The 22,918-nt window shown below is 52.2% G+C and carries 22 protein-coding genes and 1 riboswitch; of the genes, 4 read left to right on the top strand and 18 right to left on the bottom strand.

What is annotated here, in order from left to right:
• Positions 1 to 66: 66 nt before the first annotated feature.
• The 3 genes from queE to queC are packed head-to-tail and all read right to left on the bottom strand — an operon-like array spanning position 67 to position 1,893.
• The gene (gene queE, locus EIZ37_RS06255) at positions 67 to 795 is read right to left on the bottom strand and encodes a 7-carboxy-7-deazaguanine synthase QueE (protein WP_134683718.1); all 729 of its coding nucleotides are present in this window, start codon (positions 793 to 795) and stop codon (positions 67 to 69) included.
• A complete protein-coding gene (queD, locus tag EIZ37_RS06250; RefSeq protein ID WP_134683717.1) occupies positions 785 to 1,231 on the bottom strand; it encodes a 6-carboxytetrahydropterin synthase QueD in 447 nt (148 codons plus the stop codon). The genes queE and queD overlap by 11 nt, the downstream gene beginning before the upstream one ends.
• Positions 1,228 to 1,893: a 7-cyano-7-deazaguanine synthase QueC gene (queC, locus tag EIZ37_RS06245; protein ID WP_134683716.1), complete on the bottom strand. Its 666-nt coding sequence runs from the start codon at positions 1,891 to 1,893 to the stop codon at positions 1,228 to 1,230. Before queC ends, queD begins: the two co-directional genes overlap by 4 nt.
• 115 nt (positions 1,894 to 2,008) lie before the next feature.
• Positions 2,009 to 2,053, bottom strand: a riboswitch (PreQ1 riboswitch).
• 198 nt (positions 2,054 to 2,251) lie between these two features.
• Here queC and EIZ37_RS06240 point away from each other — a divergent pair.
• Positions 2,252 to 3,061: a C39 family peptidase gene (locus EIZ37_RS06240; protein ID WP_134683715.1), complete on the top strand. Its 810-nt coding sequence runs from the start codon at positions 2,252 to 2,254 to the stop codon at positions 3,059 to 3,061.
• Between the two features lie 120 nt (positions 3,062 to 3,181).
• Here EIZ37_RS06240 and EIZ37_RS06235 read toward each other — a convergent pair whose 3' ends face one another.
• The 5 genes from EIZ37_RS06235 to EIZ37_RS06215 all read right to left on the bottom strand — a co-directional run bounded on the left by EIZ37_RS06235 (position 3,182) and on the right by EIZ37_RS06215 (position 7,702).
• A complete protein-coding gene (locus tag EIZ37_RS06235; RefSeq protein ID WP_134683714.1) occupies positions 3,182 to 4,189 on the bottom strand; it encodes an LLM class flavin-dependent oxidoreductase in 1,008 nt (335 codons plus the stop codon).
• A gap of 289 nt (positions 4,190 to 4,478) precedes the next feature.
• Positions 4,479 to 4,712, bottom strand: coding sequence for an HPr family phosphocarrier protein (locus EIZ37_RS06230; protein WP_134683713.1), 234 nt, complete (start codon positions 4,710 to 4,712; stop codon positions 4,479 to 4,481).
• A gap of 62 nt (positions 4,713 to 4,774) precedes the next feature.
• Positions 4,775 to 5,716: an iron-hydroxamate ABC transporter substrate-binding protein gene (locus tag EIZ37_RS06225; RefSeq protein ID WP_167568699.1), complete on the bottom strand. Its 942-nt coding sequence runs from the start codon at positions 5,714 to 5,716 to the stop codon at positions 4,775 to 4,777.
• 21 nt (positions 5,717 to 5,737) lie between these two features.
• Entirely contained in the window at positions 5,738 to 6,754 is a 1,017-nt protein-coding gene (locus EIZ37_RS06220; protein ID WP_134683711.1) for a FecCD family ABC transporter permease, read from the bottom strand.
• Positions 6,755 to 7,702 (bottom strand): FecCD family ABC transporter permease, encoded by a 948-nt coding sequence (locus tag EIZ37_RS06215; RefSeq protein ID WP_235827906.1) that lies wholly within the window; start codon positions 7,700 to 7,702, stop codon positions 6,755 to 6,757.
• A 282-nt stretch (positions 7,703 to 7,984) separates the two neighbouring features.
• Here EIZ37_RS06215 and EIZ37_RS06210 point away from each other — a divergent pair, with 282 nt between their 5' ends.
• Together EIZ37_RS06210 and EIZ37_RS06205 are read left to right on the top strand one after the other, a co-directional pair.
• Positions 7,985 to 8,671, top strand: coding sequence for a response regulator transcription factor (locus tag EIZ37_RS06210; protein ID WP_134683709.1), 687 nt, complete (start codon positions 7,985 to 7,987; stop codon positions 8,669 to 8,671).
• Positions 8,668 to 9,948: a sensor histidine kinase gene (locus tag EIZ37_RS06205; RefSeq protein ID WP_134683708.1), complete on the top strand. Its 1,281-nt coding sequence runs from the start codon at positions 8,668 to 8,670 to the stop codon at positions 9,946 to 9,948. The genes EIZ37_RS06210 and EIZ37_RS06205 overlap by 4 nt, the downstream gene beginning before the upstream one ends.
• A gap of 135 nt (positions 9,949 to 10,083) precedes the next feature.
• On the opposite strand, the gene EIZ37_RS06200 is transcribed toward EIZ37_RS06205, so the two are convergent.
• From EIZ37_RS06200 to EIZ37_RS06165, 9 genes are all read right to left on the bottom strand, one after another.
• On the bottom strand, positions 10,084 to 10,986 hold the full coding sequence (locus tag EIZ37_RS06200; RefSeq protein WP_134683707.1) for an aldo/keto reductase: 903 nt from the start codon (positions 10,984 to 10,986) through the stop codon (positions 10,084 to 10,086).
• A gap of 149 nt (positions 10,987 to 11,135) precedes the next feature.
• Positions 11,136 to 12,191 (bottom strand): polysaccharide pyruvyl transferase family protein, encoded by a 1,056-nt coding sequence (locus EIZ37_RS26325; RefSeq protein WP_235827903.1) that lies wholly within the window; start codon positions 12,189 to 12,191, stop codon positions 11,136 to 11,138.
• 16 nt (positions 12,192 to 12,207) lie between these two features.
• Complete coding sequence (locus tag EIZ37_RS26320) at positions 12,208 to 13,335, bottom strand: glycosyltransferase family 4 protein (protein ID WP_235827902.1); 1,128 nt, start codon at positions 13,333 to 13,335, stop codon at positions 12,208 to 12,210.
• Between the two features lie 4 nt (positions 13,336 to 13,339).
• Positions 13,340 to 14,041, bottom strand: a complete 702-nt coding sequence (locus tag EIZ37_RS06190; protein WP_407921120.1) for a glycosyltransferase family 2 protein — start codon at positions 14,039 to 14,041, stop codon at positions 13,340 to 13,342.
• Positions 13,995 to 15,569: a glycosyltransferase gene (locus tag EIZ37_RS06185; RefSeq protein ID WP_235827901.1), complete on the bottom strand. Its 1,575-nt coding sequence runs from the start codon at positions 15,567 to 15,569 to the stop codon at positions 13,995 to 13,997. Before EIZ37_RS06185 ends, EIZ37_RS06190 begins: the two co-directional genes overlap by 47 nt.
• Positions 15,570 to 15,604: 35 nt before the next feature.
• Positions 15,605 to 15,802 carry a hypothetical protein gene (locus EIZ37_RS06180; protein WP_134683704.1) on the bottom strand — a complete coding sequence of 66 codons (198 nt, stop codon included), beginning with the start codon at positions 15,800 to 15,802 and terminating at the stop codon, positions 15,605 to 15,607.
• Positions 15,803 to 15,821: 19 nt separating this feature from the next.
• Complete coding sequence (locus tag EIZ37_RS06175; RefSeq protein ID WP_134683703.1) at positions 15,822 to 16,199, bottom strand: DUF2642 domain-containing protein; 378 nt, start codon at positions 16,197 to 16,199, stop codon at positions 15,822 to 15,824.
• Positions 16,200 to 16,400: 201 nt separating this feature from the next.
• Entirely contained in the window at positions 16,401 to 18,251 is a 1,851-nt protein-coding gene (locus EIZ37_RS06170) for an ABC transporter ATP-binding protein (protein ID WP_134683702.1), read from the bottom strand.
• A gap of 1 nt (position 18,252) precedes the next feature.
• On the bottom strand, positions 18,253 to 19,980 hold the full coding sequence (locus EIZ37_RS06165; RefSeq protein ID WP_134683701.1) for an ABC transporter ATP-binding protein: 1,728 nt from the start codon (positions 19,978 to 19,980) through the stop codon (positions 18,253 to 18,255).
• Between the two features lie 390 nt (positions 19,981 to 20,370).
• Between EIZ37_RS06165 and katA the strand changes: the two genes are divergently transcribed.
• Entirely contained in the window at positions 20,371 to 21,825 is a 1,455-nt protein-coding gene (gene katA, locus EIZ37_RS06160) for a catalase KatA (protein WP_134683700.1), read from the top strand.
• Between the two features lie 137 nt (positions 21,826 to 21,962).
• On the opposite strand, the gene kduD is transcribed toward katA, so the two are convergent.
• On the bottom strand, positions 21,963 to 22,727 hold the full coding sequence (gene kduD / locus EIZ37_RS06155) for a 2-dehydro-3-deoxy-D-gluconate 5-dehydrogenase KduD (RefSeq protein WP_134683699.1): 765 nt from the start codon (positions 22,725 to 22,727) through the stop codon (positions 21,963 to 21,965).
• Between the last annotated feature and the right edge of the window lie 191 nt (positions 22,728 to 22,918).

Below are 22,918 nucleotides of genomic sequence, written 5' to 3'. Positions count from 1 at the left end.
CCTCTCATTTTAAGATAAACGTCCACGATTTGAAAGGATCGGAAAGGTTCGACCCATTCATACTGGTTAAACCCCGCGCTTGTTGCCCCACAGCCATGCATGCAGCTGCGGAAGCACTCTCACGTCCTTCAGCTCAGCAGATGCCATCACGGTATCTACCAGCCACAGATAGCGATTCATCAACCGATCCAATAACGCACGCGGATCAGCTTCCGTCAGATCATCATTGCCCGCCTGCAGGAAGAAAGCTGCTTGTGGATATCGGCGGCGCACCTGCTTCGCATAATCCAGATCCCGTTCATCGAAGATCACCACTTTGAGGCTGAAATTCCGCTCATGCCGGGACAGTCTCTCCACGATATCATCCAGCACTCCCCAATTGGTCACCATTGTGGAGCTAGGCGGCTTGGGGGACAGGGTCAAATCATCAATCTGCAAAAACCACTCCTGCCAGCGGCTGCCCTGCGTTTCCAGCGCCACGGTCATTCCCCGCTCATGCAGCAATGCGATCAATTCGCCGAGATGGGCAAGCAAAGCCGGATTGCCTCCCGAAACCGTCACATGGGAAAACGTCTCCCCGCCTGTGCGATATAGCTCAGCTACAATCTCCTCAGCGGTCATCATGCGGACTTCATCCTTTCCCGAGCCGTCCCAGGTAAAGGCCGAGTCACACCATGCACACGAATAATCACAGCCAGCGGTACGTACAAACATTGTTTTTTGCCCGATCACCATGCCTTCTCCTTGGATGGTGGGGCCAAATATCTCCATGACAGGTAGTCGGTTAGCCGCCATACGTTCCTCCTGCCAGCGGTCGATAGACGACATAGCTCGTCGGTGTCTCCCGCAAAAAGACTTGCACACAGGTCGGTTTGTTTTCCGACTGGTCCAGATAAGCCTGGATGATTTCATGGATCGTCCGGGCTACGATTTCCGTCGTGGGAAACCGGTCAGCATCCGCATCGGAAAAAGAGTCTGTATGTTCATTCAAGAGGGAATGGTCAAATCGGTCATGGATCAGCTTTTTGATCATGGAGAAGTTGACCAAAAATCCAGACTCATCGAGCTCATTTCCCGCTATCGTTACATTCACAAAATACGTGTGGCCATGCACTCGGCTGCATTTCCCGGCATGTTCGCTGGGGATGTAGTGGGCTGCCGCGAATTGAAAATCTTTATTCAGCTCGTACCGGTACGGATGGGCGACAGATGGGTAGATTTGCTGAATCATGCGCGAGCTCCTCCGTTTCTGACGTTCAGATACTCCTGCAGCCCGTTGGCACGCAGTCGGCAGGATGGGCATTCTCCGCAGCCGTCCGCAATCACGCCGTTATAACAGGTCAGCGTCTTCTCCCGCACATAATCAAATGCCCCCAGCTCGTCGGCCAGCGCCCACGTTTGCGCTTTGTTGAGCCACATCAGCGGCGTATCAATGACAAAGGGATAATCCATGGCCAGATTCAGCGTCACATTGAGCGACTTGATGAAGACATCGCGGCAATCCGGATAGCCGCTGAAGTCCGTTTCACATACACCAGTCACGATATGGTGGGCACCCACCTGTTTGGCCAGCACGGCCGCAAAAGAAAGAAACAATAAATTGCGTCCATCCACAAAGGTCGTCGGCAGCTGCCCTTCCTTCTCCTCGATGGCGATATCTTGTCTGGTCAATGCATTGGGAGCAAGCTGACTCAAGAGCGACATATCCAGTACATGATGCTTGATCTGCTGTTCTTGGGCAATCTGAGCGGCGCATTCCAGCTCCAGGCTGTGGCGCTGTCCATAATTGAAGGTCACGGCCTCCACCTCGTCAAACCGCTTTATGGCCCAAAACAGGCAGGTGGTACTGTCCTGTCCGCCGCTGAAAACGACAATCGCTTTTTTGTTTTTCATTACATGATCTCCTCTCTGTTCTCCCGGCAGTTGCCTGCACATGGGTAGTAGAGAGATTCATAGAACAACACTCTTTGTCGATGACCACAGAAAAAAACGATACCTAAGGAGATATCGTTCCTTAGTTTTTTATAGAGGGTTTTTCTAGAACCTCTCCTGAAATCACCGCATCCGGCAACAACTGCTGCTGCCTTTGCGAATGGCTTCAGATTTTTATGGGTTTGTCGATATTGTACTACAACTCGGCGCTTCTTGCATGGCAATTGTATGCGGTCCTGTACGATGCATAACCAGCTGCACCGGAAGCAAATTAAGGAATAGGTTTGTCGGCAGCATTCCCGTGTAAAGGAGCAAGACCATGAACGCCTATTCTTCTGTCGTAATGGTTGCTGTCTGCTTGGCAGTAATCGGCTGTTCAAATCAAGATGCGGTACCGAAAATCGATGTTCAACAAAAGGAACAGCCGGATGCGGAAGAAATCCAGCCTCCATCTGCCCATTCGCTGCCGCAAACGACTTCGTACCGTCGCCCTGAACCCGCTCAACCTCTGCCTGCCAATGAGGCTGAAAATGAAAAGGTCATGTTGGATATTCCCATGATCAAGCAAAACCCGGAGCTGAGATTCGGCTGTGAAGTAACGAGCCTCGCCATGGTCCTGCAGCATGCTGGCATCAAGACGGACAAGATGAAGCTGGCCCGAGAGATGCCTACAGACCCGGACCCCATGCAAAAAAGCGCATCCGGGGACATCACTCGCTGGGGAAATCCGCACCATGGCTTTGTCGGTGATATTACCGGGCAGCGTGCCGGATTCGCCATCTATGCCAGGCCGCTTGAGAAATTGATGCGCCGTTACTTGCCCAATCGTACGGTCAATTTGACGGATCAGCCTTTTGACCGTCTGGTATCCCAGATCCAGGACGGAAAACCGGTGATCGTCTGGACAACCAATGAATACAAGCTTCCCGATCGCTGGGAGTCATGGAAGCATGGAAATCAACAGATTACAGCACCGCTAGATCTGCACGCGGTCGTTCTCGTCGGCTATGACAAGGAACACGTCTATCTGAATGACCCCTTAACCGGGAAAAAGGCGCAAAAGACCGCCAAGCATACGTTTATCCAGTCCTGGAAAGCGCTTGGCCATCAAGCTCTTTCCTATCGCTAGCAAGCAAGCGTAACTCAACAGCTGCCATCCCCGCCATGGCCCACATACGAGCAGGAATTGAAATGGCTCCGCTGATGGACTTCCCATCTTCCACGGAGCCATTTAGCTTGGTGCCATTCGTTATGACTTGGCGATATCCGCAACGATCTCATATGAACGCAGGCGAGCTTTGTGGTCATACATTTGCGAGACGACCATGATTTCATCAGCCTGCGTATCGTCCAGGAAGGCTTGCAGTTTTTCTTTCACCGTGTTCGGGCTGCCGAAAATGGATGCTCCCAGCTGCTGCTGCAATGCTTGTTTTTCGTACTCTGTCCATAGCCCGTCCATGCTCTCCACAGGCGGCTGAAGCGGCTCTTCCACACCCCGGATCAGGTTCAAGAATTGCCGCTGCAATGTCGTTGCCAGACGATTCGCCTCTTCGTCCGTCTCTGCGGCAATCACATTGACACCTACCATCGCATAGGGCTCTTCAAGCACTTTCGAAGGCTTGAATGATCGTCGATACAAATCGAGAGCCGGCACAGTGTACGCGGGCGAGAAGTGGCTGGCAAAGGCAAACGGCAGACCGAGCTGGCCGGCTAGCTGGGCACTGAATCCGCTGGATCCGAGCAGCCAGATCGGAATCGATAATCCTTCCCCTGGGAACGCCCGCACACGCAAAGGCTCTGCTGCCAACGAAGGCTCGAAATAGGTGCGAAGCTCGTCCAACAGCTCCGGGAAATCTTCCCCGTTGTTCATGTTGTTGCGGCGAAGTGCTTGTGCGGTTCGCTGATCAGTACCGGGCGCGCGTCCGAGCCCCAGATCGATCCGTCCCGGAAACAGAGATTCAAGCGTCCCGAACTGCTCTGCAATGACCAGAGGCGAATGGTTGGGAAGCATGATGCCTCCGGAACCCACTCGGATCGTTGACGTTCCGGCCGCCACGTGCCCGATCACGACAGAAGTGGCGGAACTTGCGATAAAAGGCATGTTATGGTGCTCGGCAAGCCAGAACCGCAGATAACCCAGCTTCTCTACATGCCGCGCGAGATCAAGGGTATTTCGAAAAGAATCGGCAGGGGAACCCCCTGCGACGATGGGAGCCAGATCAAGCACCGAAAACGGGATATCACTCAGTTTTTTCATTGTATTTGCCTCCTCATTCCTTTGTATTATTTTGCTGCATCCGCCAATCTTTCATAAGAATGTTTGCAGGCCGTGCAGGTATTGAAAGAGCAGCGCAAGCAAAAGCGGTTATATCTGGTTAACAAAGGCTTACACGAGTGATCGTACCGTATTTTGGCTCGATTAGAAAACTTGGTTTCGCCAAGCCTTTGGCGGAGCCTTAGTTGCACTTATGTAGATAAGAATTTTACTAGATTCTTTTCTACCAAAAAAGCCCGCCGAGCACTTTGCACTCGACGGGCTTTTGCCATTACGCAAAATCAAGAAATTCTTCCAATTCTTTAAACAGCTGCTTATATTCCACATTGTCCGGAATCACAAGCGTCAAAGGCTCATTAAGCTTCAGCACATACATGCCCAGGATGGATTTCGCATCAGCCATGCCGCTTTTGCCGTGAATCCAGATGTCAAAATCGTAATTGGCCACGATTTTGTTGATTTTTTCGATATCTTTATGATCTTTCACACGGATTGGTGTAATCATGCTAAGCACCCTCTCAGCAAATAGGTAGTAACCCTGTTGCCTCCATCATACAAGGTAGTTCCTTATTTCGCAAAGATTTTCTCCGCCTCATCCAGCGTCATTTTGCGGCCGAGCGCCGAGTAATCGAGCCAAGGCTGTTCCGTTACGAAGTATACATGGCCTGCTTTCACTGCTTTGAGTCCCTGCCACAGCGGGTTTTGCTGCAGCTGTTCAAATACCTTTTTCGCATCATCCTCGACATTCACCATGACAAAGATCGCATCCGGATCGTAATCAGGGAGAACTTCCTGTGAAATCACTTCATACGCTTTGCTGATTTTCTCTACGCCTTTTGCCGGCTTCAAGCCCAGATCATCATAAAAGAGCGGTCCCATCGGACGTCCCATGCCGAAAACGCGGAGCTCCTTCGCAGATACACGGATCGCCATGACGGTGCCATCGCCGATTTTCTTTTTGATCAATTCCTTCACATGCTCGGCTTGCTTTTGATATTCATCGATGAAATCCTTTGCCTGCTGCTCGCGATTCAAATCCCTGCCCATCTCCAGCAAATGGTCGCGCCATGTGCCTTTATCGAGGGAAATGACTTTGGTTTTCGCGATCTGTTCATACTTGGAAAGATCCTTGCTGGCAAATGCCTCATCCGCATAGATCATGTCAGGCTTCAAGGCAAGCAATGCTTCCATATCAGGCTCAGCGGCAACACCCAGTTTTTGCGTATCCTTCAAACGATCTTTCACGTGTGCCAAGAAGTCTTTCGCTTTTCCGCCCAATACAGAACCTGCAGGAGTAATCCCAAGGGCCAGCAGATTATTCGTCAGATGGGCCGACAGCGATGCGATTTTCGGATCGGCGCTCACCGCTTCCTTTCCAGCTGCCGATGGGTCTTGCTGTGCGGCAGCTTGTGTTTGCTCGGCCGCCGGCTGTTGAGTAGCTGTCTGACCGCAAGCTGCTAATGTGAGAATCGAAATAAGCGTGAGAATAATGGCGATCGTCTTTTTCATCATGTCTGTCTCCTAAGTCGTTTATTTGGTTTTCGTAAGCAAATAGAGAAAATAGGGGGCGCCAACCGCTGCCACGATGACGCCTGCGGGAATGGAGCTGGGCAGGAACCACGTGCGCCCGATTGTATCCGCCATCACCAGGATCACCAGGCCGATAAGCGCTGCGACCAACAAAAAATGCTCATGCATGGGGCCTACCAACCGCCGTGCGAGATGAGGAGCAACCAAGCCGATAAAGCCGATGCCGCCTGCCATCGCGACACTGGCGCTCGACAGCGCCACAGCAGCTGCGAGCAAAAGCAGCCGTTTGGGCTGCACCGATGTGCCTAGCCCAGCCGCGACCTCATCGCCAAGCGTAAAGGCATTCAACGTGCGCGCCTGGAAAAACACATACGGGACGATCAGCAGGATCCACGGTGCAAGTGCCCATACATTGGACCAATCCCTTCCCCACACGTTGCCGAGCAGCCAGCGGGAAGCAAACGTGTAAGTGGTGTCCTCCAGCCGTAGCGATAAAAACAGCGAAACGGCACTGAATCCGGCAGCCACCGCGATCCCGATCAAGATCAGCCGGATCGGAACCACCCCTCGGTGACGATCGTAAGCCAGCCATACGATCAATACCGCAGCCAATACTCCGCCTGCAAAGGTAAACAACGGGATCAGCAAGGAAATCGGGCCCTCCATGGCGCCAAAAAAAGTCACGAAAATAATCAGGCCAAACGATGCCCCGGCATGGAGACCCAATATCCCCGGATCAGCCAGCAAATTGCGCGTGACTCCTTGCAGGATCGCGCCGGAAACGCCCAATCCGATGCCTGCCAGCATCGTGATCAAGATGCGCGGCAGACGATATTGGAACAACACCATCGAATCTTCCGGACTGCCATAACCAAGAAGCGTTTGCAGCATAGTGAGGGCGGACAGCTTGATGGTTCCTGCATTCAAGCTGAAGAAAACCGCAGCCACGCTGATCACCAACAATACCAGACTTACCACAAAAACGTTGTGCTTTGCCGGCATGACCGATTGCTTCATTTACAGATTCCTCCTTTCCCTCCGTGCCAAATAGAGAAAGAAAGGAACACCGACGAGGGCCACCATCACACCAATCGCCAGCTCTTTCGGTGGATTCACGGTCCGCGCACCCAAATCCGCCAAAACTAACAAGATCGCCCCTAATAAAGCGGACAGCGGAATGATCAATCGGTAATCCACCCCGATCACCTTCCGCGCGATATGTGGAATGACCAGCCCGATAAAGCCAACCGCGCCAACCGCTGAAACGGAAACCCCCGCCAGGATGACCGCCACCGCCATACCAGTAATCTGAATCCGCTTGGTGTTCATTCCGAGATTGGCTGCGACATCTTCCCCCAGGGAAAGCAGGGATACAGAGCGTCCCAATGCAGCTGCCCACATGATCGCAAGCAGCAGTATGGGCAGCAAAAATCGCAAATGCAGCCATTTGATCCCTGCCACTCCGCCGGCATACCAAAAGGCCAAATCTTGACTCAAATCATAATAGATGGCTATGCCAGAGCTGAGCGAGCTCAATAAAGCCGCGACCACCGCTCCTGAAATGGTCAAACGTACAGGTGTCAGTCCGCCTGGGGTCGATGATCCGAGTGCGAAAATAAGCAGCGTACTCATGACCGCTCCGCTAAAGGAAACCAGTATCAAGCTGTAGTACGGAAGGTTCGGAAAAAATGCAAAGCTCAGCGCCACCACAAATGTCGCTCCTGCATTGATCCCGAGAATCCCGGAATCAGCGAGCGGATTGCGTGTGATCCCTTGCATCAATGCTCCAGCGACTGCGAAAGCCGCACCGATCACAGCCGCACCGATCACGCGTGGCAGCCGCAGCTCATGGATGATCTGATGCGCGGTGATTTTCGGATCATACGCCGTGATCGCTTCCATCACCGTATGTATGGTCAATTCCTTTGCGCCATGCAGCACCGCGAGAAACATGGAGATGAGCATGACGAGGCTGGCCGCTGCAAAGATCGATCCAACCTTCACAACAGAAAATCGGGTCAGTTGCTTCGCGTGTTTATCGAACATGTGAGCATCCATATGTCATTCCTTTTTGATAGTGAGAATCATTATCATATTTTGACTATTATCATAAAGAAATATCTTCGCAATTGCAAGCATCAATCTTGCTGAAATCACATGGTCTGCCACTCTATCATTGTTTTGTTTACCTGTGCGATCCTGCTATGATAATAGGCATATCCCGCTTCCATACAAGAGGTGCTTCCTATGAAATTATTAATCATTGAAGACGATAAGAATCTTTCCGATACGATCCGCGAGACGACCGAAAGCATGTTTGAAACCGTTCAAGCCTTCGATGGGGAAGAAGGGCTCTATCAGGCTTCACAAAATATTTACGACGTCATCATCCTGGATATCATGCTGCCCCTGATGAATGGATATGAGGTGCTGGAAAACCTGCGAAAGCAGCAGATTACGACACCTGTCATCATGCTCACCGCCAAGGACGGCATCGATGACAAGATCCATGGGTTTAAAAAGGGGGCGGACGACTACCTGGTCAAACCGTTCCACCGGGAAGAACTGCTGGTCAGACTGGAAGCCATCGTGCGGCGCTCGGTAGGGGAGTTCAAAGAAAATATGCTCAGCTTTAAGGATCTGAAGCTGAATACGAAGAATGGCACAGCAATCATCGGTGACAAAACGATCAAGCTGAACGGCAAGCAATTTGGACTTTTGGAATACCTCATGGCCAATAAAAATACGATCCTGACCAAGGAACAGATTTTTGACAGGCTGTGGGGCTTTGATTCCGATACGTCCACATCCGTCGTCGAAGTCTACGCCAGCCATTTGCGGAAAAATTTGAAGAAGTACGGCTATGACCGCTATATCAAGACCTTTCGCGGGTTAGGGTACATGCTGAGTGAAGTAGGGGAGGGGGAGGAATGAGTGAGCAAGCCATCATCCGGAAGCAGCAGCTTACCTTCATGCTCTATAATTTCATCGCGTTCTCCATCATCTTCTCCATTTTCGCACTGATCATCTTCAGTCAAACGAAGCTGACCCTGTACTCCAAGACTGACGCCGATCTGCTGGCTTTCAAGAACAGCATTATCGAAAAGGGGTTGTCTCAGCGGATGCTGCAGCCTTCCGGACGTCCTCCAATAGGTGCGCCGTCCGACGAGATGAGGAACAGGCCCAATCCCCGGATGATTGTCCTCACCTGGAATAAAGACAAGCAATTGAACAATCCGGAAAACACGCCGTTTTACGGAGATTTCTTTGTCGATCTGCCGTTTCAGCAAATCGATGACATCACAAACATTACGCTGTACGACCAATATACCTTTCGGACGATCTCGTTCAAAAATCCGCACAATAATGATGATCAGGACTATATCCAGCTGTTGATGAATGTGGATGGAGAGCAAAACATTCTGAATAACTACGGCAGGCTGCTTACCATCTGTACCGTCGTATTTGTCCTACTGTCTATCGCGGCCAGCTTCATTCTATCCAGAAAGACCATGAAGCCCATCATCCGTTCCTGGAACAAACAAGTAGAGTTTGTCGAAAATGCTTCCCATGAGCTGCGCACACCTCTGACGATCATCCAGAACAAGCTCGAACTGCTGTTGACCACACCCTATGAAAGAATCATGGACAAATTTGAATCGATTGCGCTGACCCTATCGGAAACGCGCAGGCTGTCAAAGCTGACCTCCGACCTGTTGACCCTGGCACGTGCGGATTCGATGGAAACCCAGTTGGTCAAGGAACGGTTTGACCTGGATGCCTTCGTACAAGAAGTGTGTGAGCCGTACAAAGAGATGGCCGAGCTGCAGGAGAAGCATCTGCGGGTGACCACGCAATCCGGGCTGATGATCGAAGCGGATAAGAGCAGGCTTCATCAACTGATGGTCATCTTATTGGACAACGCGCTGAAATATACGGGCGAGCATGATAGCATCATCGTGAAAACATCCATGGAAGATCATAAGTGTCTGATTGAGGTCAGTGATACCGGCATCGGGATTAGCGAGGAGGGCTTGCAGCACATCTTTTCCCGCTTTTACCGGGAGGACAAGGCTCGTACGCGTGAAACCGGCGGCTCAGGCTTGGGTCTGTCAATAGCCAAGTGGATTGTTTCCAGCCATGGCGGCACCATTCAAGCGTCCCATAACAAACCCAAAGGAACGATTTTTAAAATCAGACTGCCCAAATAATGAAACTGCCTTTTCGAATAGGGGAGGGATCGGTGGAGAGGGAGAACCGCCGCAGAGCAGGGGAGGGTGCGCGCACTGGGCACCCTCCTGCCATGGACGGGGAAGTAATACAGGATCATCGACAGCGGCCGTTGATCAATCTACATCCTTTCCGAGAGAAGCTTTCAGAATCTCAAACCAATGCTGGCGGGTAATCGTCACATCAAGCGCGTCCACCGCTGTCTTGATCCGCTCCAGCTTGCCGGAGCCGACAATCGGCATGATGCGGGCCGGATGCATCAGCAGCCATGCATACATGATCTGATCGATCGAGGCAGCTCCGGTCTCTGCGGCAATCTCGGTCAGCTTTTGGCGCAGTCTCACTGCCCGCTCATCTTCCGAAGTGAAAATTCTGCCTCCGCCGAGCGGCGACCAGCCCATCGGGGCGATGCGTTTCATCTGGCAGTGGTCGAGCGTGCCGTTTTGCATATTGTCTAGATGAAGTACCGAAATTTCAATCTGATTGGTGACCAGCGGCATATCCAGGTAAGACTGGAGCATATCGTACTGGGACGTGGTGAAATTGGATACCCCGAAGTGTCTGACCTTGCCTTGATCCCGCAATTGTACAAAAGCCTCCGCTACTTCCTCCGGATTCATCAACGGATCCGGGCGATGGATCAGCAGCAGATCGATATAGTCTGTACGCAGATTTTGCAGCGAGCGCTCTACGGAATTGACGATATGTACCTTGCTTGTATCATAGAAGGGCAGCTTCTGCTCCGGTCTGTCCGGCGTCATCAATTTGATCCCGCATTTGGTCACCAGCTGCATTTGCTCACGGAGTGACGGTTTTAATGCCAAAGCATCGCCAAACAGTCCTTCACAGGTATAGCGGCCATAGATGTCCGCATGATCGAAAGTGGTAATCCCGAGATCCAGGCATTCCTCGACCAATCGGAGCAGCTCTGCCGCCGAAAGCTTCCACTCTGCCAGTCTCCACAAGCCATGGATAATCGCGGAAAATTGCAAGTCCTGATGAACAGTGATCGTTTTCATCTTGTTCACTCCTTCACATTGGCAAAACAATCATGCCTATTATTATAGCATTTCGCATGCGAAAAGCCCGCTCCAATCACGGAACGGGCTTTTCTGCTATTTTGTAATCACAAACCATTCCTTATCGACAGAGGGCTTCAGAATCCACCTTACAAAAGCTGTTGCAGAAACGGCTGCTCCAGCTCTTGCATGATTGCTTTTTGCTGCGCCTTGATTTTCGCTGCAAGCGTGTCTCGATTTTGCAGTACTTCCTGCGTACGGGTGAGGATTTCTTGTTGGAGCTGGGCATGATCGGTTGAAACGATGGTTTCCGGAGCACCGAGCGAGCAGGCAAAGTCCAGGCATTTGAAGCGGTATGCCAGGCAGACAAACGGTACGCCCGCCGCAGCGCTGATCACATTGGCATGTAGCTTGAAGTTGATCGTCGCTTGAAATCCGCTGATTCGTTTCATCAGTTCCACGTGATTATGCAGAGTCAGGTCGAGGGTAGTATGGTCAGGGGCAGCTATTTTTTTGTAGAGACGCTTGATGGCTTCCCGATCCGGTCCCCACATCGCAAACAGATAGATGTGATGTCCATCTTTGATGAGTGCTTTAGCGGCTTCGGTCAGCGCTTCTTCCACAACTGCCTCATTTTTCCCATAAATGCGGTTGTACGAGGTGCCCCAGTTGATGCCGATGATGGACTTTCCAGCCAGATCGATCGCTTCTACAGGAGTCTGCGGCAAAAGCAGCATGCCCGGATCCCCGCTGATGATGGGCTTTGCACGCACGCCAAGCTGCTGTAGGTACTGATACGTTAAGGGGCCACGGATGCCAAAAAAGGAAGCATGCTCGCCAATCTCATCCAGCATGTGCCGCATCCGCTCATTCGGCTGGACCGGGGGAAGGGAGAATGCTCCGTTTTCATCAAGTGTAACAGGTTCCAGTGAATCATATCCGCTGCCCCAGATGACGACGTTTTTCTTCAGCTGCACGGCCTTGTGAACGACGTCCACATAGCCGGGGATCAGCAGGGAGCCTCCGCCGAGAACGACTGTGTCGTACGGATTGAGATTCTTGAGATCGATCTTCGGCAGGGACGGGATGACTTCTGCTTGTGCCGGATCGAGGTGTTTTTCCGCCAGATCGCGGAAAACATGCCACATCAATTCGTCTCCCAGATTGTTAAATCCGATCCACCCCACATATAAAATTTTTTTCATGCTTGTGCCTCCCGTGTTAATGTTTTGCGCGCACTTGCTCGTAGACTTCCAGCAGCTGAGCGCTTTTCTTGACGATATCGAATTCGGTACGGACCCACTCTTTTCCCAAGGCACCGATCTTTTGCAGTTCCTGTCGGTTGGCGAATGCTTTGCGCAGTGCATCGGCTATCAGATTGGGGGCGGGCTTTTGTACCGAAAAGTGATCTCCGAAGTAGTACTCCCACGCGAGGTTGTAGGATGGCGGCGTAACCAGTCCGAAAAATCCGTGGTTGCCGATCGCCAGCACCGGTTTTCCGCAGGCCAAAGCTTCCAGCGCCACACGTCCGGTTCCGATGACGAGGTCGCTGAACCCATAGAAGGGCTGTACCTCGGTTTGTTCGCCCACGACATGAATGTATGGCTTCCCTGCCGCCTTGTTCAGATTTTTGGCTAACTCATGCACATGGAACGACGATGCCCCGGTTCCCACGACGACGATATGCAGGCTTGGGATCTCCGGCAGCAGGATCCGAGAGGCGCGCAGCACCATATTGCATACCGTCGCCTTTTGCCAGGCCAAGCGGCTCACATAGGTGACAACCGTGGCATCTGGCGGAATATCGGGCAGCTCGGCTGCTTGCAGGTCTGCTTCTGCGATCGGATGAAAGGCTTCAAAATCTACCCCATTGGAGATGACGGTAGAGGCGATTTGCGCTTTTTGCCAGTACCGCTGCACAGGCTTGCTCACCGTGATGACTGCGTCACAGAGCTGTGCCAATTGCACCGCTTCCCCCTTGGGGTAATACGTGCCGTGCATCGTAAACACGACAGGAATGCCGAGTTCCTTGGCTGCAGCTGCCGCTACCAGACCGGACGGCGTTTGATGGACGTGGACAATGTTGATGTTATTTTCTTGCATGATGCCTCGATAGGACTGCTTCAGCATTTCCTTGCGTGCCGCTAAAGGCTCCAGATTCGATTGGACAATGTGGATCTGAAAGCCCGCCTCGACAAACGTTTGGTGCAAGGGACCGTCGGCACCTGCGTAATGAAGCTGCACTCCCTTTTCCCGAAGCGGTTTGCTCAAGCTGAGCACATGCGTCTCAGTTCCGCCTGTCCCCAGATTATCCAGCACCATTAAGATGCGATAAGGGCTATCAGTCATGGCGTTACACCTCCCTTTTTCGATAGAATTGGCTCGATCTTTGATTCGCGTGAACCCGATAGAAATACAAAGCCTCTGGAAGATTCTCAATCCGCGCTTTGGCATTCAGGGCTTTTGCGATGAATTCATAGTCCTCGGCGCCATGGATCCGGCGGGTCGGTCCGCCGATCTGGTCAAACAGCTGTCCGCGAAACAGGATGGTGCCGTGGCAGACACAGTGACCTCCATTGCCATATACCCTGCGGATGTCTTCCCCATATTGGATCCAATTGGCGAGCTTCTTTTGCTCCGGCTGGTCATGCGGAAATGAATAATAATTGGTGCCGACCAGCTCAATCTCGGGGTGACTTTGCAGAAAATCGACTTGTCTTTGCAAACGAAGTATATGTGAGTAATCATCCGAATCCTGAATGGCGATAAATTCACCCCGGGCCAAATACAAGCCGACATTGATCGCTCCGGCAAAGCCCATATTGCGGGGCAGGGAATGGATGATCACCTGATTTTCCATAGGAAGGGAGTCGCGATGCTGTTCGAGCCACTCTTGGGCGATTCGCACCGATTCATCGGTAGAGGCATCGTCAACGAAGATGATTTCCCACTGCGGATAGCTCTGTCTGCTGATGCTGTCCAGGCACTCCCTGATATAAGGAGCGCGGTTATGATTCGTAATCACCACGCTGACGAGACCGGATATTCTGTCCATAGGCAACTTGTTCACCACCTTGTATCGTGCAAAGCTGATTGGCAAGATATTGAAACGCTTCGATATGATCACCAAGAATCTGTTCGACCGCAGCCGACTTGGTTGTCCCGGCCCCAGCCAGATGCTTCTGAGGCCGAAACCGGTTGGATGAAAAAATATTCACTTCATGAACGAGCTGAGGCTGAAAGCCCGTCCATACACTGGCGATTTGCGCTTTGGGCGGACACAGGAGCAGTTGCCACCCGATGGCGGCAACGACTTCTCGCCGCATGGCAAAAGGGACCGTCACCATGGAGCCGATCGCCAAATCCTTTCGATTCACCGCCACATTCAGCGCCTGCCTGGCCGCAACCACCAGATTGCTCTCATGATGCGGCTCCAGGAAACCAGACAAATCATTGAGGGCAACATCGATACCTTTTTCACAAGCGAGAGGAAACGGGTACATATCGCGGGCAGGAATGACAAAATCTGCATCGATGAAGAGCAGGAGATCTCCCCTGGCCAGCAGCGCACCGATCGCCCGTCCTGTGTCTACACCAAGCGGTTCGGGATATTCGACCGTGGTGACCCCGGATCTTTTGGCGATCGCTGCCGTCTGATCCGTAGAGCCGTTCACGACGACGATAATCTCCGCAGGCTCCAGCATCAACGTTTCCCGGATCACATCGTCGATCGTGGCTTCCTCGTTGCAAGCTGGGATGATCACCGATAGACGCTGTCCCCTATAAAGAGAGGATCGCCGGAGCGGCCAGCTTCCCCGCTGAGTCACGGGAATCCCCGCTAACTGTTGGAAAAGTCCTTCCACGATATCCCTTCGTCTTCCCCCGTCCGTATACCCGGCTCTTACGGGAAGCCGGGAAAAAGCGCGAATCTGCTGTTCCACTACCATGTGCTCATAACGGGAAAGCTCCCACCTCAAGGCCGCATGCAAGGACGGTCGAAACGATTGCCGCTCTTTCATGGGAGCGATCGGTTGCACCGCGATGTTCATCTGGCTGCACACCAGCTGTCGATGAGCCTCCGCCGGATATGCCAGTCGATCCGTGCCGATTTCCCGGAGCGCTTCTGCTGTCAATGCATGGGGGACGTCAAAAAGAGTGGCCTCCTGCAGACTCGCCCGGCCACAGCATTCATTCACCAGCAGCGAGAGGCATCGGACCGAGCCTCTTCTCGTCCGATTTCTGCTGCTGCGCTTGTCTGCCAGTGACAGCACGGCCTGTGCGTTCCCGTACAAGACAGGGAACAAAAACCGCTGCAAGGCAGGCAGTGGAAAGATTCTCCCCTCATCGAGAAAAAGCAGCACATCTCCTTGGGCATGCTTTGCCCCCACAGACCGCCCCGCAAAAAGTCCCGCAGGCTCCTCCAAAGAAATCACGCGGCAACCGGCTTCTTCAGGGAGTTGAAAAGTACCCATCAGCTGCTGCGGACATACCACGATCATCTCCAGAGGAGCGAGATGGCGACAGATGGCGATCATGTCGGCAAGAAAGCCGATTTCCTCCGTGACGGGAATGATAATGGACAATGTTAGCCTGCGTCGATTATCGGTTCCCGCCTTCCTCATTCGCCACGGACGTAGATAATGCGATCCAATTGATAAATCACATCTTGCCCGCTGCCATAACCCGGTGCGCTCGCTGTGCGAATGGTTGCGGTTGTATCGGTCACTCCTACCAATACCCCGGTCGTTACCTGATAAGTGGTCACCACTTGTACCGTATCACCGATCCATGTTGCCAATTTGCTTTGAAAATCCATCCCTGAAAACCTCCCTTATTCACAACGCTTGCACGTAGTTGATTTGATCAAAACGAATCAGTACGCTCGAGCCGCTGGGTTCATTGATCTCTGCGTAATCTTTGCCAAGCTCCTGCAGGACGCCAACAATGCTGCCGGCATCAGTGCCCAGCTCGATCGACTGATGGAGAAAATGCTCTAATACATCGCGAAAGGACTTTTCGCATTTGCCTTTTGTATTTTTTTGGAGAAAAACGGCAAAGTCGGCAGAGAAGAGCTCTTGGCGAAGAGCCTCGCGGATTGATTGCGGATGGCAGCCTTCATCGTCACCGGGCTTGGGATCCCTGGGTCCCCAGACGACTCGCTTCAACCCTTCGAAATACTCTTTCAACTCTTTATCGTTGATGCACACTTTCATCTTTCAACCTCCTATTTCCTATCCAATTGAATTTGTACTACCCTAACAAGGTATACAGAGAGATTTGGATTTGCTGTAGGACATGTGTGCAATTTGGCTAAAAATAGTTCATTTTACCTTCATTCACATATTCCAGCCATGCTCGATGCAAATGCCTGACGGAGCATAAAAAAAGCCGGGCATCTATCCCCGGCCTTTCCGTTATTCGACGGCTGCTTCTATATTTTTGAATTGATTGGAGAAAAGTTGATAGTAGAAGCCTTGTTGCTCCATCAGCTCCGCATGATTCCCCCGCTCCACGATCTCGCCTCGATCCACCACCATGATGGTATCCGCGTCCCGAATCGTGTTCAGCCGGTGAGCGATGACGAAGCTGGTCCGTCCTTTCATGATGGCGAGCAGCGCTTCCTGGATATGAATTTCCGTACGCGTATCGATGCTGCTGGTCGCCTCATCGAGAATGAGCAAGGATGGCTTCGCGAGGATGACCCGCGCGATTGCCAGCAGTTGGCGCTGCCCCTGGCTGAGATTGCCGCCATTTTCCGAAAGCATCGTATCGTACCGCTGGGGCAAACGGCTGATGAACGTATGTGCGTTGGCCATCCTTGCCGCTGCCTGCACCTCATCATCCGTCGCGTCTGGCCTGCCATACTTGATATTCTCCTTGATCGTGCCCGAAAACAGATACGTATCCTGGAGCACGATGCCAAAGCTTTTGCGCAGACTGTCCCGCGTATATTCCCGGATGTCCCTGCCATCGAGATAGATCGTACCACCGGTCACATCATAAAAGCGCGTGAGCAAGTTGATGATGGTCGTCTTCCCTGCCCCTGTAGGTCCAACCAAGGCCGTGCTGCTGCCTTCTTTCGCTTCAAAGCTGACCTGCTTCAGAATCGGCTGTTCCGGATGATACCCGAAGCTGACGTTGTCAAACACGACATGTCCTTTCGGGTTCGTGAGCGCTACTGCCCCCGGCGCATCTGCCGGTTCGTCTTTTTCGTCCAGCACCTCAAATACCCGTTCTGCCCCTGCCACACCGGACTGCAGCGTGTTGAAGATATTCGCCATCTCGTTCATCGGGCGGACAAATTGCCGCGAGTAGCTTATAAAGCTGGCGATTACCCCGACCGTGATCATTCCTTTCACAGCCAGAATCCCGCCGACGACCGCGACCAAAGCGAAGCCCAGGTTATTGATGACATTCATGATCGGCATGAGAAAGCCTGACCAGATTTGCGCTTGCAAGCCGACCTTGCACAGTTTGTCGTTGATCGCATCAAATTCTGCAATGGCTTTTTCCTCATGGTTAAAAGCCTTCACCACCTGGATGCCGGTAATCGACTCTTCAATGAGACCATTCAGTCGCCCCAGCTCCTTTTGCTGCTCTTTGAACAGCAGGCCGGTCTTTTTGGCGATGGTGCGGGTCAGCAAAAAGACAAGCGGCACGGTAATCAATGTGACGAAGGTAAGCAACGGGCTCAGCACCAGCATCATCACGACGGAGCCCACGATGATGATCGCTCCCGACATCAACTGCGTCGTCGATTGGGAGATGGATGTACTCACATTGTCAATGTCATTAGTCAGCCGGCTCATCATTTCACCGTGTGTGCGTGAGTCAAAGAAGGCGACCGGCAGCTTTTGCAGCTTGGCAAAGAGCGTGGCTCGCAGATTGGTCACGATCCGCTGGGAAAGACCCGTCATCATCCATCCCTGCCAAAAGGTCAGGAGCCCATCCGCGATATAGGAGCTGACCAAGGCGAGCAGGGTCGTGGCAAACAACCCCATTGACTCCTGACCGCCCGCAATCGCGTCAATTGACTTTCCGAGCAGGTACGGGGCTAACAGCATCAGCATGGAATCGATCAAAACGATCAAGAACAGCAGCGGGAACCGTCTGCGCTGTGTCCCAAAGGTTTGCCACAGCCTTTTTAACGTTGCTTTGAAATGTTTCGGCTTGACCACCGGACCACGCGTCGGCCCGGCAAAGCCACCCGGTCTCGGCAGAGGAGGAGGCAGCGCATCCTTCTGTTGGCGTTGTTGTTGCGACATGTTACTGCACCTCCCTGCCCATTTGGGAGTGGTAAATCTCCTGATACACCTTGCATGTGGCCAGGAGCTGCTCATGCGTCCCGATGCCGACCAGCTCCCCGTTGTCCAGGACGACGATCTGATCGGCATCCATCACGGAGGTGATTCGCTGGGCGATCAGCAAGCAGGTCAAATCCTGCGCGTATGTGCGAAGCGCTTCTTTGATTTTGGCCTCCGTGGCGGTATCGACTGCGCTCGTGCTGTCGTCCAGGATGAGGATATCCGGCTGGCGCACCAACGCTCTCGCAATCGAGAGGCGCTGCTTTTGCCCGCCGGAAAAATTGATGCCCCCTTGCCCGACTCTGGCCAGATAGCCATCCGGCGTGGCTTGGAGAAAATCATGCGCCTGGGCAATCTTCGCGGCCTGCTCGACTTCCTCCATCGTTGCCGTTTCCTTTCCCCAGCGGATGTTCTCCAGGACCGTACCCGTAAAGAGCATGGTCTTTTGCGGCACGATGGCGATTTTTTCCCGCAGCCGCTTTGGATCGATCTCGCGGATATCCTCTCCATTGATCCGGATGGAGCCGGATGTGACATCGTAAAAACGGGCAAGCAATTGCACCAGCGTGCTCTTCCCCGCACCGGTAGAGCCGATGATCCCGATCGTTTCCCCTGGCCTGCATGTAAAGGAGACGTCTTTTAGCACCGGTTGACCCGCTGTTCCTTCATAAGAAAACGTCACCTGATCGAATTCGATCTCGCCAAGCTGAAGCGGCGATTTTTCCTCCGCCTCCTTCCAGGTCATCATGTTTTCCTCCGCAAACACCTCGCCGATTCGTCCAGCGGAAGCTTTTGCCCGGACAAACATGTTGAACACCATGGAAATCATCATCAAGGAAAACAAGATTTGCGTCATGTAGTTGGTGAACGCGATAATGTGGCCGACCGGTATCGTGCCCTGTTGAGCGCCGATACTGCCCAGCCAGAGTACCGCCACAATGCCAAAATTGACAGAAAGCATGACCGCTGGACTAAAGACAGACATGAGACGTGCCGCTGAAGTCGATGCTTCTCGCAGCTCCTCATTCGCCCTGCCGAACTTTTCCACCTCAAAATCAAAGCGATTGAACGCCTTGACGACCCGCACACCCGATAAATATTCCCGCATGACTCCATTCACCCGATCCAGCGCCTTTTGCACCCGCTGGAAGAAAGGGAGGCCGATCTTCATATTTAAAAAGATGAACAGCCCGACAATCGGCACGACCACCGCAAGTACAATAGACAGCTCGGCATTCAGATGCGTCGCCATGATCAGACCGCCGATACATATCAACGGCGCCTTGACGAAAATGCGCATCAAGCCGTTCACAAATATCTGCACCTGGTTGACATCATACGTTAATCGAGTGACGAGCGAGGCTCTGTCAAACCGATCGAGATTCCCGATCGGCAGCGACTGAATTTTGCGGAACAGATCAGATCGCAGCTCGGCCCCGAAGCTTTGCGACACCCTGCTCGAAATCAGGTTGCGTGTCGACGCAACCGCAGCGCCAACGCCCGTGATCAAAAGCATCAGCCCGCCCATGCGCAATACATAACCAAGATCATTTCCCGCTACGCCGACATCCACGATTTTTGACATGATCGTAGGCTGAAGCAGGTCACAGATCGCTTCAAGCGTCAGAAAAAACAGGGATGCACAGAAAGGCAGCCCGTACTTTTTTACATATGGTTGCAAAAACCGCATGCATTCACCTCTCCTGATGGAACACCATCCATTTCTATAGAAAACATACTCCTAGAAGTCCGAAATGTCACGAGGGGGATGTGGGAAAGCTTCTCAAAAAGTGCTGCTGCCAGCTCGAAAAGAGTGGACGGTGCCGCGCTTTGGCTCGTTCTTTTTTCTGCAGCTCCTGCTTAGAATATATGGGTGACATATTGTTCCCAGTAAGGGCAGAGACATCGGTTTCGTGTCACTACATGCGAATCGGAATTTTGATTTTGGAACAGAAAAATGTTTTCAACTTTACTTCTAGGCGGAAATCTATTAGAATAATTATTAATAGAGAGTAATTTTTTAATAAGAAGTCTTATTCTTTATGCTGTACCTAAACTTGATTATGAGGTGATTTCTGTAATGAGCAACGACAAAAAACTGACGACCAGCTGGGGAGCTCCTGTCGGCGATAATCAAAACTCCATGACCGCAGGGATGCGCGGCCCAACTCTGATTCAAGATGTCCATCTATTGGAAAAATTGGCACACTTCAACCGCGAGCGCGTTCCAGAGCGTGTGGTTCACGCGAAAGGTGCAGGTGCGCACGGATATTTCGAAGTAACCAACGATGTTTCCAAATACACCAAAGCTGCCTTCCTTTCCGAAGTGGGCAAGCGCACGCCGATGTTCATCCGCTTCTCCACCGTTGCCGGTGAGCTCGGTTCTGCTGATACCGTACGCGACCCACGCGGTTTTGCTGTGAAATTCTATACCGAAGAAGGAAACTACGATCTGGTTGGAAACAACACCCCTGTGTTCTTCATCCGCGACGCGATCAAGTTCCCTGACTTCATCCATACGCAAAAACGCCATCCGCAAACGCACCTGAAAAACCCGAATGCGGTATGGGATTTCTGGTCCTTGTCTCCTGAGTCTCTGCATCAGGTCACCATTCTGATGTCTGACCGCGGTATTCCGGCTACATACCGTCATATGCACGGTTTCGGCAGCCATACCTTCAAATGGGTGAATGCGGAAGGCCAAGGCGTCTGGGTGAAATACCACTTCAAAACCAATCAAGGCATCAAAAACCTGGATGTGGAACTGGCTGCGAAGCTGGCTGGTGAAAATCCTGACTACCATACAGAAGATCTGTTCAACGCGATTGAAAAAGGCGACTTCCCATCCTGGACACTGTATGTGCAAATCATGCCTTTGGAAGATGCCAACACATACCGTTTCGATCCATTCGATGTAACCAAAGTATGGTCGCAAAAGGATTACCCATTGATCGAAGTCGGCCGCATGGTATTGAACAAAAACCCGGAGAACTACTTTGCTGAGGTAGAGCAAGCAACATTCTCTCCTGGAAACTTCGTGCCTGGTATCGAAGCATCTCCGGACAAAATGCTGCAAGGCCGTCTGTTCGCTTACTCCGACGCACACCGTTACCGTGTCGGCGCGAACCACAATGCGCTGCCGATCAACCGTCCAAAATCCGAAGTGAACACGTACCAACGCGATGGCTTTATGCGTCCTGACAACAATGGCGGCGGTTCCGTGTACTATGAACCAAACAGCTTCGGCGGACCAAAAGAAGCGCCTGAGCACAAAACGACTCCCTATCCGGTATACGGTCTTGCTGAAAACGTGGCGTATGACCACGATGACCACTATACGCAAGCGGGCGATCTGTACCGCCTGATGACTCCGGATGAGCGCACTCGTCTGGTGCAAAACATCGTGAACGCGATGAAACCGGTTGAATCCGATGAGATCAAGCTCCGTCAAATCGGACACTTCTACAAAGCAGACCCTGAGTACGGAACACGCATCGCAGAAGGCCTTGGCTTGCCAGTGCCGCAAAACGCTTAATCTTCACCAAACAGTTAGAAAAACTTGGCTACGCAAAAGGCGGAGCTTAGTTTTTCTTATGTCGATGGGAATTTTATAAATTCTTATCGACCAAAAAGAGGTATCCGTCTAAGCCGCGGATACCTCTCTTTTTTCGTTTATCGCCCCATCCAGCCGCCGTCCACGACCAGCACGTGGCCGCTGACATAATCGGACGCAGGGGAAGCCAGGAATACTGCCGCTCCGGCCAGATCCTCCGGGCGTCCCCAGCGACCTGCCGGGATTCTTTCCAGAATGGATTTGCTGCGGTTCTCATCATTGCGGATCGCTTCCGTATTATTCGTTTCAATGTAGCCTGGAGCGATCGCATTCACTTGCACGCCTTTTCCAGCCCATTCGTTGGCCAGCGATTTGGTCAAACCGGCTACCGCATGCTTACTTGCCGTATAAGCCGGGACAAAGACTCCTCCCTGGAAGGACAGCAAGGACGCGATGTTGATGATTTTTCCGGAGCCGCGCTCAACCATCCCTTTCCCGATTTCCTGGGACAGGATAAATACGGAGTGCAGGTTCACATCGATGACGCGCATCCACTCCTGCTCATTGTAATCAACAGCCGGCTCGCGGTAGATCACGCCTGCGTTGTTCACCAGGATATCGATCTGATGCTTCTCCAGCACCGGCTGCAGCTTTTCCCGTATTTGCTTGATCTCGCTCAAATCAATCAGCACCGTTTCATAGCTGCCGCCGACTTCTTCGATCTTTGCTTTGGTCTCATCGAGATTATCCCGGTGTCCCAAGAGCAGCACATGCGCCCCCGCTGCAGCCAAGCCGAAAGATATCGCTTGCCCAATCCCTGTACGAGCTCCCGTTACCAATGCCGTTTTTCCTTGCAATGAAAACAAATCCAGATATCCTGCCATCTTTTTTCCTCCCCGAATCGTGTGATCTGCCCAGCCATCCATTACCAACACTTCTGATCAAACATGGCGCTTCTCCTGTGCCAGTCTTGCAATGTGAGCGCTTTCGCAACTGGCGTGTCTCCTCCCATCATCATCCGATCCATGATTGGGAGGATGCTTCGAAGCTTCCATATCGGGCAAATGAAGTTCCG

The sequence above is a fragment of the Brevibacillus migulae genome, from assembly GCF_004521915.1.
Lineage (GTDB): Bacteria > Bacillota > Bacilli > Brevibacillales > Brevibacillaceae > Brevibacillus_F > Brevibacillus_F migulae.
This window is presented reverse-complemented; position numbering and strand designations above follow the sequence as displayed.